We start from the raw sequence: 17,420 nt of genomic DNA on the forward strand, positions 1-17,420 counted from the left end.
CGACAATCTGGCAGGTGAATTCGCTTGCCCGCGGGGTTTATTGGCGCCCGTCGGTGGGCTTACCGCCGGATTAGGGATGGGCGCGAGCGGTTGCAGCAATCGGACGATCCGCGGGATCTCCGTGGAATGAAGCAGGCAACGCGTCGAGGGCGATGACGATTTCGACGTCGAGGGGGGCGCTCTCGATGACGGTGGCCGCGGCTGCCTCTCGTATCCAGATGTCGAACGGACGATCCAAGACAAGCCGTCCCTTCGCGAACAGCATCTGTGCCTCTCAGCACGGGCTTCGCCCGCAACCCAAAGCGAACAACCAGCCCGTTCGCCCCGAGTAGGAGCCCTTCCCCCGGGCTCCGTGTAGAAGGACCCGCTACGTGCGCCGCCCAACTCTGGTACGTAGCGCCCGCCGACTAACGCGGCATCAGGTCCCGGCGCACGTACACCGCCACCGTTTCGTGCCCCGGCACCGCAAGTAGAGCGAACCCGGCCGCCTCCGGGTCGTCCTGAAAGCGCCGCCAGTAAGGATCGTTGACCCGAAAACTGTCGCGCCCGCCCTCCAGATTGACCACCACCCCGATGTCGCGATCCCGCATGTAGGCGGCGAGCGGTTCGTTACCCTTCTGCCAGACCTTCACCTCGTTAAACCCGCTCCCCAGCATCTCGCCGACGCCATCGGTCAGGGTCAGGACCTGCACCGGACCCGCTAGCTCCAGGGCGCGGATGAAGCGAACCGTATCGGTCAGACGGCGCCTCACCGCGATCTCGCCCATGAACGGCGAGCCACGCACCTCGTACGCCGAAGGCAGGACGAACGGTGTCGGCACCGCCGCAAGGCATAACGACACCGCCACCACGCGTACCCCCCACGACAACCGCGCCCGCGCCGGAAATACCACCGTCGCCGCCAGAGCCCCCGCCGCCAACAACAACACCCCCGGGATGACAAGGTAGTAGGCCAGAGGGAAGACCACGACCGCCGAGGCCAGACACCAGGCTCCCACGGCAGCGTACTCGAAGAGCGACTCGCCGTATCGCGTCACGAACGCCCGCCGCCACCCACGCCGCGCGACGGCTGCCAGGATGACTCCCAGGGCCGCGACCGATACCAGCACGGTCTCGCCCTTGATCAGCCCCGGCGCCGTCACCGGCGCCAACACCGGGTAATGCGCAAACGCCGACACCGCCAGATAGCGCACCGTTCCGTGCAGATTGTCGAACAGGTGGCGCGCCACCGCGCCGGGATTGTGCGTAACGGCGCCGAGCATCGTCGCCGCCCCGCCAAACTCCCGCTCCCAGACCGCAAACACGTTCAGCCATCCCCCGTGCCACCGGCTCCAGTTCCAGGCGAAGTGCTCCTGAAACGCCAGCAGCAGACGACCGCCGGGCGTGGGGAGCGGCGCACCGGCGACCACGGCCGCCGTCGCGAAGGCAAGCACGGCCCCCGCCGGCCACAACAGCCGCGTCCCGCTTCCCTCGCCTCCCAGTTCGCCCCGCAACCGCCAGACGGCGAAAAGGCACAGAACCACGGCCCCGGGGTAAAGCTCCGGCCGTGCGTACGACGCCAGCAACACGCCGACCGTCGCGACGCTCGCCCTTCTCGCACCCGCCGGACAGATCTCCGCGACGGTGAATCCGGCCAGCACGACCATCAGCGCAAACGCACTGGACTTGCCGTACAACGGCACGTTCAAGTCGCTGGCCAGAAACAGAAGCGCGGCCCCGCCGGCGATCGCCGTGCGGCGCGTTACTACGGCGAGATAAACGTACAGCAGCAGCGACGTACCGAGCGACAGGCCGCATACGTTAGCCGCGTAGACGGCGAGCGGATCGCCCCACAGTGCCGCAAACGGCTTGAGCCACAGGGCATACAGCGGCCCCCACGATGCGTCGCGGCCGAGAATATCGACCAGTGGCAGGCGCGCCATGTGGATGTAATACGGATCCATCGACGTCATGGGGTCGAGGATTTCCGTCAGGCCCGACAGATAGCGGCAGTTGGCCGCCACCACGACCAGGAAACCGAGGACGGCGGCGCCGCGGTCGAACGTTCCGCGGGTCGTCCTAATTCGGCCCGCCTGGTCGCCGGCCAGCAGAGACCGCACCTTACTGGATGCTCGCGGCGCCGGCGTCGGGCGACGCTCCGCGCAGCAGCCTGACGAGGTCGTCGATGACGGCCCTCGCCCCACCCTCGTCTGCGGGCGCGGCAGAACGGAAATCGACCCCCACTTGCGAGCGGCTCCCTCGCACCCCCAGCGCAAAGCGCAGATCCACGTGCGCCCCCGCGGGGCCGCGAACCACCAGCTCACCCGTGCTCTCGTCCGCCCACCGCAACCGGTCGAGGCGCCAGCCCGGCCGGGAGAACCCGCTGTGCAGCCGCTCGGCGAGCAACGCGACCCGCTGACGCCCCCGCCTCATCAGCGCCCGGCGCAGGGCGCGGTCGACGGCGTCGTGTGCCGGCTCCGGTCCGGCACCCGGAGCCAATCCCTCCGCCAGCCGGCCGCGCACCCAGACCAGCAGGTCATCCAGCGCCTCCGCCGACACCTCGAGGTCGGCGTCCGCCTCGACATCGTAGGCCTCGCAACGCAGGACGTGATGCGGGACCGTCCCGGGCGCCACGATGCCCAGTCTGACCTCGCCGCCCCCGGCATACGCCAGCTCGATCTCGACGCGGCGCCGGCGGTCCTCGCTACGCTCGTGGAGTAAACGCCATTGTGCCGGCAGCTCACCGCCAACGAGGGCGGCACGCAATGGCCCGAGCAGCGGTTCGATGAGCAGGACGAGATTGCGGCGCGCCGGGTCGCGGACCAGCAACTCGCCGCGACTGACCGGGCGGAACTCGTCACTGCCGTGCAATTCGAGGTAGCCGCGGAACACGCCCGTGCAGCGCGAGCGAAACACGCAGCCGTCGCACCCGGGCAGGTACCTGCGCAACGACGAGTGCCAGGCGTACTTGTTCATCGCGTCTTCGAGCGCGCTGCCGTCCGAGGACTTGGTGATCGTCTCCTGCCCGCCGTGATGAATGCTCGATCCCCACTCCGGCAGGATGCAGTACGGCAGGTTGCCGATGTTGACGTCGAACTCGGGATCGGTTCGTTCGAAGCCCTCCAGCATTGCGGCATAGTACGGCGCCATGTTGGAGTAACGCGGCATGATCTCTCGCAGGTACGCCTCGTCGCGTTCGCCGGCGCTCTCCGGGCGCACGATGTCGACGTGCAGTTGCCGCACGCCGTAGCGGGCCAGCAGCTCGGGATACGCCGGCAACGATCGATAGCTGCGCTCGTTGACGCACATGTTGGCGGTAACGAGCTGGCCACGGCGCTGCAGCTCGCCGAGACCGTAGAGGATCCGGTCGAACGAATCCTCCCGGCCCGTGGTGGTGACGTGCGCGTCGGCCGTCGCTCCCTGAATGGAGATCCGCCACTCGAAGCGGCCGAGCGCCGTGACCGCATCGATGAAACCCGGATGTGGGAACATCACCCCGTTGGTGAAGATGACTATCTGCTCGAACCCGATCTCGACCGCTCTCGCAAGCGCGTCCAGAAAACGCTTGTGAATGGTCGGCTCGCCGCCGAGAAACGTCACGTGGGTGGCGCCGCGCGCCCGCGCTTCCTCCAACGCCTCGACGATCGGCTCGATCGCAATGGGCCGGGCGATCTTCAGCGCACTGAGCTGCCCGCTGGAACAGAACACGCAGCGGTTGTTGCACAGATGCCCGAGCTGAATCTCGAACCGGTGCCCCGAGCCCGAGGTCGTCACGGTCGTGGCCGCGCGCCGATCCTCCACGCTGATGTTCGACTCGGCAGGCATGCGTGCTTGCATGGTAGATCAGGGCGGTTTGGAGTGGCAAGACAATAGCTGTCGAGGATGGGTGGGTCAGGGGGTCGGGGCGTGGGGCCGTCGGGGTGCGCAGTGCCTCTCTGGCCGTGGCAATCGCCCCCAGGGACAGGTAGCGTGCAAGATCAGGAAGGGACATGCGGACCCCAGCCACTCCCACGAACCTGACCTGCAATCGGAACCGCGCGGACCGCACCGGTCGCGGCTGCGAGGCGACGCTCGAAATCGACGCCACGCGCTCCGGCGCCGACGAGCGGCTGCGGGTCGTGCCCACACCGGCACGGAATCGATGTCATGTTGGTTAACGAAGCGGCACACACGGGCAACCCCCGGGAGGGTACTGGGCCGCGGCTGCTGCAGAAACGACTCCCCGAGTTCATCCCCGTAACGCCCCGTAGCGCCGTGCTGTTCCGCTTCGGCGAACAGTGCAACAACGACTGTCCGATGTGCAGCAACACCGGCCGGGGCGACCTGTTCTTCCACTCGACCGAGGAACTGCTGCGGCGCGTCGCCTTCCTGCGCGACACCGGCTTTCGGCGGGCGGTGGTGACCGGAGGCGAGGCGACCATTCATCCGGGATTCTGGCAGGTGGTCGAGCGTCTCGCCGCGTACGCAATGGTCTGGGACACCAACACTCACGGGCGCACGTTCTCGCGTCCGGGCTTCGCCCGCCGCGCCGTCGACACCGGCCTGCAGCGCGCGATCGTCTCGCTGCACTCCCAGGACCCGGCCACCGGCGCCGCGATCGCCGGGCGCACCGAAGCCGCTCACCACGAAGTGGTCGCGGGTATCGAACAGCTTGTGGCCGCCGGTGTCGAGGTGATGCTCAACTGCGTCATTAACCGCCTCAACCTGGAGCAGCTCGACGATTATCTACAAGCCGGTTACGCACACTTCGGGCAGCAGGTCATGTACAAGTTCGTCTTTCCGACCACCAGCGGCCGGGGCGGGCAGTGGCCGGCCATCGCGACGCTGCGCTACGCCGACGCCCGGGTGCCGCTGGACCGCCTGCGGGCGGCGGCGGCGCGGCTGGGCGTGCGGCTTTTCTTCGAATCATTCCCCAACTGCGTTCTCGGCGACCCTGCGGCGGTAAACCTGGGCCGGCGCGCGTTCGGGGAGACGCATTACCTCGACGACCGCGCGGGCGATCGCGTCTACTCGATGCGTCACATCGAGGCCGCCCTCGCCGTCTACGCCGAGCACTGCCGCACCTGTCCCGCGGTGCGCCGCTGCCCCGGCGTCACGCGCGAGTACGCCCGCACCCACGGCGTTGACGAGTTGATTCCTTTCGCCGGCCTGCCGGCGGAGTGACGCCGCCCCGGCCGCCTGCGCTACGGACTACAGCCGTCTTGCGCTTCCGTGGCCGCCGGGGCGGCCGACTGCCGGCACAACTCCCCGGTGCCGTAAAGCTCCGCGTATCCCCGGCGCACGCCGTAACACCGGTAATTCTCGACGCAGCCAACGCAGGCCTCCCCCTTGACGAACTCACCCACGGAGCTGTCCGTCGTCGCCGGCAACCTGGAAAAGCCGCCGCGTTCGCTCTCGGGAACCAGACACAGCGGCAATCCGCACATCGAGTCGAAGCCGCTGACCTCGATGCCCGCCGCCCGGGCGCGCTCGAGGCCGACGAGCAGCGGCGGCAGAACGTCGGAGAAGCGTGGAATCAGATCCGGCGTCCGCGGCACCACGTCGGTGTGCGCGGCAACGAACGAGAACACGATGCCCACCCGTGGCCAGCGCGCGGCGACGAAATCCACGTAACGCGGGAAGTCCAGGTAGTTCGTCCGGCAGAAGACGAAGTTCAAACGCACCGGCAGGTCGGCCTCGGCGAGCCGATCGAGACCGCGCACCGTGGCTGCCCACGTTCCCGGCGCCCCGGTGATGGCGTCGGAGATCTCCGCGGTCGAACCGTGCAACGAGATCATCGCCCGATCGACGCCGGCGTCGACGAGTTCCCGGGTCAACGCCGCATCGGCGAGACGAATGGCGTTGCTCTGCAACTCCACGCAACGAACGCCGAGTCGCTTCGCGAGTCGCACGTACTCGCACAGATTGGGGTTCAACGTCGGCTCGCCCCCGGACAGCACCAGCACGGCCCGCTCCCGCCCGGCAGCCGCGATCGCCGCCCGCACGGTCTCCTCCGCGGCCGGCGGCAGGTGCGTCGAGACGAAGCAGAATTCGCATCCCTGGTTGCAGTGGAAGTTCACGCGCACCGTGTACTCGGGCACCGCACCGTAGACGCTGCTGCGCAAAACGTCGCGACCGACGGCCTCCCGCGCCACCTGCTCCGCGATCGACGAGAGCACCGTGAGACGACGGCGCACGCGATGGGCGACGATGGGGCGGACCGTCTTCGACAGTGGCGACGACCGGGCCGCTTCCGGGAAGCCCGGACAGCGGTCGCTGACGACGCAGGCGCCGCAGGCATCGACTCTCGCGAAGCCCGGGAGCGAGGCGTAGCCCCGGTTCAGCGCAAAGAGATGGGCCACCCGCTCGGGTTTCGGGAAGATGCAGGGCGGAACGAACGTCGCCTGGTCGAACCGCACCGCGAACCCGAGACCGCGAGCGCTGTCGGCAATGGCGGTGACCGCCGCGGCAACGTCCTCCAGCGGCGCGCACTCGCGCGGATCGGGGGCCGCGGTCGGGACGACCAGGACGAGTCCCGTAACCGGAAGGGCGGCCGCGGCGATCTCGCCCGGCAACGCGACGACAAGGCTGGCGTTGCGCCTGACGATCGGCGTCGTCACCTCGACGCTCACGCCCGCCGCCGCAAGCGCCCGGATACCGCGGATCGCCGCGTCGAAACCGCCGGGATCGCGCGTGATCGCATCGGCGGCCGGCCCCCAGGCCACAAGCTGCACGCGCGCCGCGCACAAACCGGCCGCCACGAGGCTCTGTGCGCGAGGCTCATCGATGAGCGCCGCATTGGTCTCGAGCACAACCCGCTTGCCGCCCTCGGCGGCGCGCCGCACCAGATCGGCAAGGTCGCTGCGCAAGGTCGGTTCGCCGCCGGTGAGCCAGATTTCCTGCGTGTCCCCTGCCCGCGCCTCCAGAATTCGACGCCGCACCGCCGGTCGGGCGACGAACTCCGGCTGCTCGGCCGCGCGGCGCGCGTTGCAGAACCAGCAGTTCTGGTTGCAGGTCTCGTTGGTTACGACACGTTGCACACGCATGACGGAAGTCTCAACCAGCCACGGCGTAGACGCCAGCGGGTCGAAGCGCTCCCGCCGCCGTTGTAGAACGCCGGCAACGACGTCGCGCAAGACCCCACTCCACGCCGTCGCGGCCGGGTGGACCCTTCGTTCGGGCCCGGAGAAGCGCCTGACCCCATGGTTCGATTTGTACCCCGCCGTGACGCGTAAGTCATCGCCGGATTGGGCGCAAGGCCGGTCGGCCTGACGCCGGATCGGGGCGGCCGCTTCTGTCTTGACCGTGCGAGCATGCCGGTGGTAGTCGTAAAAGGTCCCAGCGAAATGAGACCCGGTGCCGCGATGTACTTGCTCCCGCGTGGCGGGTTAGGGGTGGCGACGCCCTGAGGAGGGCCGTGGTCCCATGTTCGAACCCTTGCGTTTTCACTCCGATTTCTATCGGCGCGACGCGCTCTCCGCCGTCGCCGAGCGCTATCGGCACCGCGTGCAGGTGGAGCTTGCCGAGATCGGCGCTGAAATCGTCGCCCGCCTCGATGCACAGGCACCGTTGTCCGACGCCGACTGGCAGGCCCTGCGCGACGAGTTCTGTACGGAGGCGCTTTCCGTAACGGCGCGTACGCTTCGCGACGCCGGCGGCGACGAACGCCGCCAGCGCGAACCTGCGGCAGTACCCTCGGTACCGCCGTGGACTCTGCTGGCTCCGTTCGAGCAAGGTTCGGCGCTCGGCCTGGGCTGGGTCCTCGACTCCCTCAGCCCGATCCGCTCCGGCGCCGCGACCATCGCGCTCAGACACGAGCACGGCGGCACCGCCCGGGTCACTCTCCGTCGCAATACCGGCGCCCCGCTCGGCGTGGCCCACACCGCGCACCTCGATTTCATGCTCATGAACGGCGGGGCGGGCACCCAGCAGACCGAGGAGTCTCTCGCCCAGATCCTCATCTCGGTCGCCGCGACCTTACGACAGCGCGACGCAATCGTCGCCGCCGACCCCATGCTGGCCGGTCTCCTGCCTCATACCGAGGGCCAGACCGCCCGCGCCCCCGGCAGGCCCGGCGTCGTCGCCAACGCCACTTCGGCCAGACGCATCACGCCGCAGATCGACGTCGACAACGGCGTGGTCCGCTTCGAGATCGACGAAACCGGCGTCAGCCGCCTCGCCCTGTACGACGCCGTCCTGACCTTCGCCGATTCGGCCTTCGTCTTCGTGTCGCGTCCGGCCGAACGGCGCATCGCCCTGCAGTTGCGTCCGCGGCGCGACGCGTCCGCCGCGGCGCTCAAGGCGCTCGCCCGCGATGCCACCCGCGCGCTCAACCATGTCGCCCGCGGATCCAGCCCGGCCGCCGAGCACAGCGCCGGCCTGCCCGGGCTCGCCCGCCGCAACGTCGATCTCACGGCGCTACTGGCCGAGCTGGAAGCCGCCGATGCAGCGACACTCGGGCTCGGATTCCAGCCGGAACGCGGTCCCGGACACGAGAACATGCGTGTCCTCAATGTCCGCGGCACCGGCGCCTGCAACAGCGCCTGCGTGTTCTGCATCGAGAAGTACAATCCGACCCACCGGCCAATGCCGAAGGCCGACGCCACCCGCGATCTGATCGCCGACTCCGCCGGGGCGTTCGACATGTTGTTCTTCGCCGCGGGCGAACCCACCATCCACCCGAAGTTGTTCGAGTACGTCGAGCTGGCCCGCAGCGTCGGTTTCACCTGCTTCGGCATGTCGTCGCATTTCCGCACCATGGCCGATCCGCGTTTCACCCTGAAGCTGCTGCAAGCCGGCTTCGAGTACTTCGACATCGCCCTGCACGCCGCCGATCCGGCCGCCCAGCTCGACGTCAATCCGATCGGCGACGACGGCCACTCGCTCGCCGAGGCGCTCAAGGGACTCGCCGTCCTGTTCCGCCTAGCCGAGGCGCTCGGCATCCGCATCAGCGTTACCCACAAGATCGTCGTCACGCGGATGAACTTCACCGGACTGGAGCCGATCTTCAGGTCGACGTACGACCGCGGCGTTCGCCACTTCCTCATCCAGCCGGTACGCGCGATGGGTCTCGCCCCCGAGATCCAGGCCAAGATCGACATCTCCGAGGAAGAGATCCTGCCGCACCTCAATGCCTTCCTGAGCCGGACCGAAGGGCTGGGCGCGATAATCAAGCCGTATGGCTTCTCGCGTCAGGGCCTGTTCGCCGGCGCTCACGTCGAAGTCGAGCAAAACCGGATCAAGAACGTCTACGGCCGCGCGCGCAACGGCGACGGCACCGCGCCGCTGCCAGCGGGAAGCGAGCAGCGACCCGCCGACGCTCGCTACTGGGTCCGCGTGCAGGCCGCCAATCACGGGAGCTTCGCCTTCGCAACGGACGGCAGCGCTCCGGTGCTCGACGAAGGGCTGGGGCGCGGCGCCCGACTCAACTTCGGTTGCCGGATGGGTTCGTGCGGAATGTGCTGCGCACGCCTGCTCGAGGGAGAAGTCGACCAGCGCAACCAGATCTTCCTAACCGACGAGCAGGTCGCGCAGGGCTTCGTACTGCTCTGTCAGGCGCGCCCGCAATCGGATGTCGTCCTCGAGCTTTGCACGGAGGACGAGATCGACCAGCTCTGACCGTAAGGTCCGGACGAGGTCGGGCGAATGCGAACGGCGATCCTCTCCGTCATCGTGAGGGTCGTGCTACCTGACTACCCCGCGCTGGAGACCGCCGCGCGCCGCAGCGTCGAGAACGACGTAGCGCGCTACGTGGCCGCGCTGCTCGGATCCATGCCCGGTTTCCTGCGATTCCCCTATACGATCGCGTTGTGCGCCTTCGAGTGGCTGGCGCTCCTGCGGCACGGTCGCCGCTTTCGGCATCTCACCGTCGCGCAACAGACCCTTTACCTGGCCGCCTGGAGCGAGGCGCCCCTGCTGCCCATGCGCGATTTCGTTAGACTGATCCGCAGCTCGGCGTTGCTGGCGTACTTCGATCACCAACTGGTAGCCAGGCAACTCGAAGCAGAAAGGCGGAGGGAGACCGCACCGGCGGAGTTGGCGACGGCTGCCGGGGTGTGAGCGAGCTGCCGGCGCCGTGCCGACCGCGGAAATCGCCGCGCCGGGTGCGCGTCCGGGAGAATCGCAAGACCGACCGGGTTCGCGCGGAGCTGTTCGTTTGTGACCAGTATGCCCAGAGCGAAACTGAGCGCCGGCGACACCGGGGCGGCCGCCACGCCGCTGCCCCGGCGGACGCAAGTGCTGGTCATCGGTTCCGGCGCCGGCGGAGCGGTAACGGCAGCGACCCTCGCCGCGCGCGGCTACGAGGTCGTGACGATCGAAGAAGGCCCTCACGCCGACACCAGCCGCACTGCCACGAACTCCCCGGAAGCCATTGCCCGCCTCTACCGTAACGGCGGCCTGACGCCCATTCTGGGCCGCCAGCCCATCGCCTACGTCGAGGGCCGCTGCGTCGGCGGCTCCACCGAAATCAACAGTGCCTTCTGGCACCGATTGCCCGCGGATTCCTACCGGCGCTGGCGCGAGGACGCGATGGTCGCCGATCTCACACCCGAGATCATGGAGCCGTACTTCGAACGACTCGAGCAGGCGCTGTCCGTGTCTTACCTGCAAGCGGCAAATCTGCCGCTCAGCTCGGCGCTGTTCAGGCAGGGCATCGAACGCATGGGCTGGCCGTTTACCGAGGTGCCTCGCTGCCAGAAACACAACCACGGCGGCAGCCCGTTTGCCCCCGGCAACAAGGAGTCGATGCAGCGCACCTTCATTCCACAGGCCCTGGCCGCCGGGGCGCGCCTGGTACCCGACTGCAAGGCGGTGCGCATCCTGCACCAACACGGGCGCGCGAGCGGCGTGGTGGTGAAGCACGGCGACGCCGGCCGGCGCACTCGCATCGACGCCGACGTGGTCTTTGTCTGCGCCGGCGCGGTGCAGACCGCCGCACTCCTGCGCCGCAGCGGCATCAGGCACAACGTCGGCAATAACCTGCGCCTGCACCCGATGATCAAAGCCGCGGCCGTCTTCGACGCGCCCGTCGGCGCCCACGCCGAGGTGCTGCCCATCTATCAGGTACGCGAGGCCTGGCCGAACATCACCCTCGGCGGCTCGGTATTCACTCCCGGCTTTTTCGCCATGCTGCTGGCCGACCACTGGGCGACGCGTCACCAGGCCATGCGCGACTGGGACCGCGCGGCGCTGTACTACGCCGCCACCCGCGGCATGAGCCGCGGGACGATTCGGGTCCTGCCCGGATCGGACGACGGCGTCGTCGTCCGGTATCGACTCGCCGAAGCCGACCGGTACAACCTCAGCGCCGGCCTGGCCCACCTCGGCGAGATCCTGTTCGCGGCCGGCGCCCGCGCCGTCTATCCGTCGCTCCGCTCCCATCCCGTGTTCAAGTCGCCGCATCAGTGTCGCGCCCTCCTGCACGAGCCGGCACCCGCCGGCGCGATGAGTCTGTCCACGGTACACGCCTTCAGCAGTTGCCCGATGGGCGAGAACCCCGACCTCTGCGCCACCGACTCCTTCGGCAGAGTGAACGGGTTCGGCAACCTGTACGTCAACGATGCCAGCTTGCTGCCCGACTCCCCGGGCGTTAATCCGCAGGGCACCGTCATGGCCATCGCCCTGCGCAACCTCGATCGCTTCGACACGGCGCGCGGGGCCCATCCTCGCCTCTCCGCCAACGGCGGGCGCCGCGCCGCGCCCTCCCCGACCGTTCTCGTCACCGGAGCGCCGGGCTGGCTCGGTACGCGACTGGTCGAGGTGCTGCTCAACGGCCTGCCGGATGTGCCGGGGCTCGCCGCTCCGCCGCCGGAGCGGCTCGTGCGCTGCCTCGTGCATCCCGCCGTGGATGCGGCAGAGCTGACCGCGCTGTCGCCGGCCGTCGAGGCGGTCCGCGGCGATCTCCGCGACCCGGCGGCGGCCCGCGCACTGTGTGCCGGCGCCGCCGGCGCGGTGTTGTTTCACGTCGCCGGCGTCGTCCATCCCGCGCTGCGGACCCGGGAATTGACCGAAGTGAACGTCGACGGCACGCGCCACCTCCTGCGCGCGGCGGCCGCTGCCGGCGTTCGCCGCTGCGTCGCGGTTTCCTCGAATTCGCCTTTCGGGTTCAATCTCGATCCGACGCACCGGTTCGACGAAGACGCCCCCTATAATCCGTACATGGCGTACGGCCGTTCCAAGCAGCAGATGGAAATGCTGGTGCGAGAGGCGCACGCCACCGGGGCGATCGAAACCGTCATCGTCCGGCCGCCGTGGTTCTATGGGCCGCGCCAGCCCGCGCGTCAGTCGCGGTTCTTCACGCTGATCAGACAGGGGCGCTTCCCGATCCTCGGCGACGGCACGCAGCAGCGCTCCATGGCGCACGTCGACAATATCTGCCAGGGACTCCTGCTCGCCGCCGCCGTCGCGACCGCCAACGGCGAGGCATACTGGATCGCCGACGAGCGCCCTTACTCGATCGACGAAATCGTCCGGACGGTCCGCCAGGCGATCGAGGACGAGCTTGGTATCGCCTGCGCGCCGCCGCGCGTGCGCCTGCCGGCCCTCGTCGGTCGCGCCGCCGGCTTCGCCGACGGCGTGCTGCAAGCGGTCGGACTCTACAACCAGTCCCTGCACGTGCTCGGCGAGATGCCGCACACGATCGCCTGCTCGATCGCTAAGGCCCGCCGCGATCTCGGCTACGCACCGGCCGTCTCGCTGCGCGAAGGCATGCGCGCGGCGGTGCGCTGGTGCGTCGACAATGGAGTGCCGCTGTGACGCCGCCGAACGCCAGCCACCAAGGTCCCCACCTGCATACGGCGACTCAATGGAGTCGGCCTTGCCCTCGCATCCGATGACGACCCGGGCACTGATTACCGGCGGGTCCGGATATTTCGGCAGCGTGCTGCGCGATCGGCTGCACGCCGCGGGCGTCGCGGTCCGCGTGTTCGATCTTATCGACGCCGGCGACCGGCCGTCCGACGTCGAGTTCGTCCGGGGCGACATCCGCGACGCCGACGCCGTGCGCCGCGCCTGCGCCAACGTCGACGCGGTGTACCACAACGTGGCCCAGGTGCCGCTGGCCAAGGACCGCCGCCTGTTCCGTTCCGTCAATTGCGGCGGCACGGCCAACCTCATCGAGGCGGCGCGCACAGCCGGCGTGCGCAAGATCGTCCACACCTCGTCCAGCGCCGTATTCGGCATTCCCTCGCACAATCCCGTCGACGAGCACGTCGAGCCGCACCCGGGCGAAGCCTACGGCGCGGCCAAACTCGAAGCCGAAAGGCTCGTCGAGGCGGCAGTACGTACCCACGGCCTCGACGCGACTATCGTCCGGCCCCGCACCGTGCTCGGCCACGGACGCCTGGGGATCTTCCAGATCCTCTTCGACTGGGTAGAGGAGGGCCGCCGCATTCCCGTGCTCGGCAGCGGCGCCAACCTTTATCAGTTCGTCCACGCCGACGACCTCGCCGACGCCTGTATCCGGGCCGCCGCACGCGCCGGCTTCGCCGTGTACAATGTCGGCGCCGAGCGCTTCGGCACCATGCGAGAAACGCTGGAGGCGCTGTGCCGGCACGCCGGCACCGGCAGCCGGGTCTATTCCCTGCCCATGGCTCCGGCGGTAGCGGCGATGAAGCTCACCAGCGCCCTGCGGCTTTCGCCACTCGGCGCCTACCACGCCCTCATGTACGGCCGCAGCCTGTACTTCGACATCGCCCGGGCCAGGTCCGAACTCGGCTGGCAGCCGCGGTGGTCGAACGAGGAAATGATTTGCGAGAGCTACGACTGGTACCTGTCCCACAAGGACGACGTCTTGCGCGCAACTGTCGGCTCGGCGCACCGGTCCCGGGTGCGACAGGGCATCTTGCGTCTCGTCCGACAGCTATCCTGACCGCGGCACGCGGAGCCGGAAGAAGCCGATCCGGAACGGCCCGCGCGCGTAACGCAGCAACGAATAGCCCTGCGTGTCGAGTTCCGCGACAACCAGCGGCTCCGCATCGTACCGCTCGTGCACTGCACGGCAGGGCGCCGTCATCGGATCGGGAGTCGGCTCGTCATCGCCAAAGGCGAAGTAGCAGAACATGCCCTGGTAGTAGATCAGGTCGTCCCCGGCCTGCGGCCACGGAACCTCACCGGCGGCGGCCCGGCGCACGTCGACCATTCCGTAGCGCTTGCCCGCACGCGAGAGCAGAAATTGCGGAAAGGCGTCCAGGCTGCGGAAGCTGACGTCCACCGCGGTCAGCAGCGTGGCGCTCTCCGGCAGCGCCGGCACCGTGCGTTCGAGAAACGCCCATTGCAGTTGCTGATCGCGCAACTCGGTCACGAAGTCCTGCCGGGTGACCACGATCAGCGTCGCCAACGCCGCCAGGCCGCAGCCCCCAAGCGCCACCGCCGTCCGACGCCGGCGTCCCCATAGACCCATCCACCACGGCGCCACCCCCGCCGCGATCGGGACCGTGAAGCCCATCGGCAACAACTGCGACCGCAGGTTGTACTGCGGGTTGCTGAACACGGAGAGCGAAAGCAGCGTGTAGCCGACGAACGCGAGGATCGCCCACAGCATCAGACCGGCCTGGTGTCGAACCCCCCACGCCAGCCCGATCGCGAGCAGAACCCAGTACGCCACCGGCGTTACCGCCGCGTCCAACAGCACCAGATTCTTCAGGTAATGCCCCACCTCCGGCAACCGTAGCGCCGGCCCCGAGCCCGCCCCGACCGCCTCCCGCAACTCGAACACACGGGGCAACAGCAACTCGGCCAGCACCACCAGTGCCAGCAACGTCCCCCCCGTAATCAGCACGCGCCACGAACGCGGCTGCGCCAACAGTACCAGTCCGACCAGAATTGCCGGGAAGAAAACCATCTCCGGCCGTGCCTGCATGGCCAGAGACAGCGCCGCCGCCGTGAGCAAAGCGTCGGTAATGCGGCGGGTCCGCAAATAGAGTGCGAACAAAGCCAGAGTCCAGAAGCCAAGTGTCATCGCCGGCACGAAGAGGTCCTCCGCTCCCGAGAACCGCAGATGCTGGGGCAACACACAGAGAAGGACTGCCGCACAGATGGCGCGCGGCCAGTTGCCGACCAGCGCGAGGTCGAACAGGGCGACGGCAGGAACGGCCAGTGAGGCTAGAACCGCATTGGTCATGAAGATGACCCGCACGTCGTCGGGCCGGCCGCTGACGGCGCCGGCCAACCGATACAGCGCGGGTCCCGTCTTGCCGTACTGCGGGGCGATCTCCTCGGACAGATACGCCGAGATCGTTTCGGCGGTATGGTAGTACTCGTGAAGGAACGTGTGTGGCGAGAGCCACAGCCGCAGCGCCAGCCCGACGATCCAGACCAATCCCAGCGTCACAACGGTGGACGACGACGGCCGCTGCGCCCGCCACTCGCGCCGCAGAACCAGTGCGGTCCCGACGACCAGACAGACGAACGTGGCCACCAGGAGCCAGTAGCTCGGCCGCATGAACACGATGTCTCGATACACCGGGCATCAAACTGCCCTCGATTCCCGCGAATTGCCAGCCTCGATCCCTGCAACCGGATGTGCCGCCGCGATCTCGCGCCGCGACCTACCGCGCGGCGAGTTCCCATCCTTTCCGGCTGGGGTTTTCCGGGGTACGGTGCTAGGGGTGGAGTTCGTTCCGAGGACAGCCGGTGCAGACCGATAGTTGGCTCCGCCGCCGCACGGCGCTCCACGATCGCTATCTCGAGGTCGCACGTGTCGGCGATGCGTCCCGCCTCGCCTACCTGCGCGGGCCGGAAACGGTCTGGACCGAAGAAGAGGTCGCCGCGCTGTGGCACCGGGCGGTGCGCAACCCGGTCAGCGCGCTGGAACCGCTCAACTGCGTCTACGTGCATGTGCCGTTCTGCAAGGCCCTCTGCTCGTTTTGCAATTACGACCGCCTGCGGCCGTCGTCGCCGGCGCTGCTGAAGACGTGGCTCACGCGCGTCTTACGGTCCATCGAGATCATCGGCCCGGCGGTACGGCCCCTGACGTTCCATTCGCTGTACATGGGAGGCGGCACGCCGTCGGTGTTGCCGGCGCCGCTGCTGCACGAGCTGTTCGAGGCGCTCGACCAGGCGCTGAAGTGGCACCCGCGCGCCTCGCGCAAGCTCGAGTTCGACCCGGCGGTGATGAACCGGGATCGCCTCAAGGTGCTGGCGGCGCACCGCTTTACGCAGCTCTCCTTCGGTATCGAAACGCTGGACCCGGAGATCAACGCCCGTCACAACCGCGGCCGACAGGGCATCGAGACGATCGAACGGTGCTTCGCCGATCTCAAGGCCGTCGGCGTGTCGGACGTGGCTTGCGACTTCCTGCTCGGGCTGGAAGGCACGACACCGGAAGGCATGCTCGCCGAAATGGAAACCGTACTGCGGCGCTTCAAGCCCATCTGGCTCGACATCTTCATGCTCACGCCGACGCACACTTACGTCGCCAAGCACTTCGGCGGCTCGTGGGAGGCGTTCTGGTCGCATCTCGGCCGTTTCGAAGCCATCGTACCGCCGGCACTGCCGGCGCTGGCGGAGCGGACGGGCTACGTGGTGCGCATGGGACGCGGACACCACATGATGCTCGAACTGCCGCGTCGCAAGGCGCCGCCGCGGCTGAAGTCGATCCTTCTCAAGCTGCTGCGCTTCAAGGAAGCCCCGCGGGGACGCTACTTCTACACCGCCCTGACAACGGAATCGCGGCGGCCGCTCAACGTCCTCGGTCTCGGCCGCTCGGCACGGTCCGGCATCTTCGCGACCGCCGCCTTCGCGGCCCACGATCCCGACGACGATCCGGCCGTCGCAGGCCCCGCCAGCTACGCCGGCAACCTGGTGGACGTAACCGACGAGGCCCGGACCTTTCTCGCTCATTACCTGCGCGACAACCACGTGGTCGACCGTGCCGAGTTCAGGCAGATTTTCGGGGGCGACATGCCGGAGGTGATTCCGCAGGCCCTCGCCGGCTGGGCGCACGAAGGCACCGCCCGCCTCGACGAGGACGCGCTGCGGTTCGTGCCCCAGGACCGCCGCGAACGTATTCGGAGTCTGCTCTGGCTGGTGCCCGAGGAAGCGATCGAATTCGATCTGGCCCACTTCGGACAATTGGAACTCTCGCCCGCCGGCGTGGCGCAACTCGTTCGACCCCTCAAGCCCGGCACCAACCTCGCGGGCGGCCACACCTTCGAGGGCGCCGACGGCACCCGACTGATCGTTCGCACTCCGGGGGGCGAACGGCTGCGCCTGCGCATCGCGCCGGAACTCGCCGAGGGCACGCCCCTTCGGCTCGTGCTCGACGGCGCACCGGTCTCGGCAGACCCGGTCACCTTACGTCAGGCGGTAGCGCAACTCCGTAGCGTGCTGACGCACCACCACCGGCAACAGGCCCGCCGCCCGCCGGCGGAGACGCCTTGATCGCGCCGCCAGCAGGTCGACCGCCCGTGGCCCCGAACCCGTCGTCGTCGGCTGTGCTGCAAGACGATCTCGATCCCTGA

General features: G+C 68.6%; 12 protein-coding genes. 7 read left to right on the forward strand and 5 right to left on the reverse strand.

What is annotated here, in order from left to right; genetic code table 11:
• Positions 1-70 precede the first annotated feature (70 nt).
• The 3 genes from L6Q96_19900 to L6Q96_19910 all read right to left on the reverse strand — a co-directional run bounded on the left by L6Q96_19900 (position 71) and on the right by L6Q96_19910 (position 3,804).
• Positions 71-265 carry a hypothetical protein gene (locus L6Q96_19900; protein MCK6556816.1) on the reverse strand — a complete coding sequence of 65 codons (195 nt, stop codon included), beginning with the start codon at positions 263-265 and terminating at the stop codon, positions 71-73.
• Positions 266-407: 142 nt separating this feature from the next.
• The gene (locus tag L6Q96_19905; GenBank protein ID MCK6556817.1) at positions 408-2,099 is read right to left on the reverse strand and encodes a hypothetical protein; all 1,692 of its coding nucleotides are present in this window, start codon (positions 2,097-2,099) and stop codon (positions 408-410) included.
• 1 nt (position 2,100) lies between these two features.
• Entirely contained in the window at positions 2,101-3,804 is a 1,704-nt protein-coding gene (locus L6Q96_19910; GenBank protein ID MCK6556818.1) for a radical SAM protein, read from the reverse strand.
• Between the two features lie 164 nt (positions 3,805-3,968).
• Here L6Q96_19910 and L6Q96_19915 point away from each other — a divergent pair, with 164 nt between their 5' ends.
• Together L6Q96_19915 and L6Q96_19920 are read left to right on the forward strand one after the other, a co-directional pair.
• Positions 3,969-4,136, forward strand: a complete 168-nt coding sequence (locus L6Q96_19915) for a hypothetical protein (protein MCK6556819.1) — start codon at positions 3,969-3,971, stop codon at positions 4,134-4,136.
• Positions 4,126-5,142, forward strand: a complete 1,017-nt coding sequence (locus L6Q96_19920) for a radical SAM protein (protein ID MCK6556820.1) — start codon at positions 4,126-4,128, stop codon at positions 5,140-5,142. Before L6Q96_19915 ends, L6Q96_19920 begins: the two co-directional genes overlap by 11 nt.
• A gap of 20 nt (positions 5,143-5,162) precedes the next feature.
• Here L6Q96_19920 and L6Q96_19925 read toward each other — a convergent pair whose 3' ends face one another.
• Positions 5,163-7,094 carry a radical SAM protein gene (locus L6Q96_19925; GenBank protein ID MCK6556821.1) on the reverse strand — a complete coding sequence of 644 codons (1,932 nt, stop codon included), beginning with the start codon at positions 7,092-7,094 and terminating at the stop codon, positions 5,163-5,165.
• Positions 7,095-7,383: 289 nt separating this feature from the next.
• Between L6Q96_19925 and L6Q96_19930 the strand changes: the two genes are divergently transcribed.
• The 4 genes from L6Q96_19930 to L6Q96_19945 all read left to right on the forward strand — a co-directional run bounded on the left by L6Q96_19930 (position 7,384) and on the right by L6Q96_19945 (position 13,828).
• On the forward strand, positions 7,384-9,576 hold the full coding sequence (locus L6Q96_19930; GenBank protein MCK6556822.1) for a radical SAM protein: 2,193 nt from the start codon (positions 7,384-7,386) through the stop codon (positions 9,574-9,576).
• 27 nt (positions 9,577-9,603) lie between these two features.
• A complete protein-coding gene (locus tag L6Q96_19935) occupies positions 9,604-10,017 on the forward strand; it encodes a hypothetical protein (protein ID MCK6556823.1) in 414 nt (137 codons plus the stop codon).
• A gap of 108 nt (positions 10,018-10,125) precedes the next feature.
• Positions 10,126-12,714, forward strand: a complete 2,589-nt coding sequence (locus tag L6Q96_19940; GenBank protein ID MCK6556824.1) for a GMC family oxidoreductase — start codon at positions 10,126-10,128, stop codon at positions 12,712-12,714.
• 61 nt (positions 12,715-12,775) lie between these two features.
• Complete coding sequence (locus L6Q96_19945; GenBank protein MCK6556825.1) at positions 12,776-13,828, forward strand: NAD-dependent epimerase/dehydratase family protein; 1,053 nt, start codon at positions 12,776-12,778, stop codon at positions 13,826-13,828.
• Here L6Q96_19945 and L6Q96_19950 read toward each other — a convergent pair.
• Positions 13,820-15,421: a hypothetical protein gene (locus L6Q96_19950; protein MCK6556826.1), complete on the reverse strand. Its 1,602-nt coding sequence runs from the start codon at positions 15,419-15,421 to the stop codon at positions 13,820-13,822. The genes L6Q96_19945 and L6Q96_19950 overlap by 9 nt on opposite strands.
• A 170-nt stretch (positions 15,422-15,591) precedes the next feature.
• On the opposite strand from L6Q96_19950, the gene L6Q96_19955 reads away from it, so the two are divergent.
• Positions 15,592-17,340: a radical SAM protein gene (locus tag L6Q96_19955; GenBank protein ID MCK6556827.1), complete on the forward strand. Its 1,749-nt coding sequence runs from the start codon at positions 15,592-15,594 to the stop codon at positions 17,338-17,340.
• The last annotated feature ends 80 nt before the right edge of the window (positions 17,341-17,420 follow it).

Source organism: Candidatus Binatia bacterium (assembly GCA_023150935.1).
Lineage (GTDB): Bacteria > Desulfobacterota > Binatia > HRBIN30 > HRBIN30 > JAKLJW01.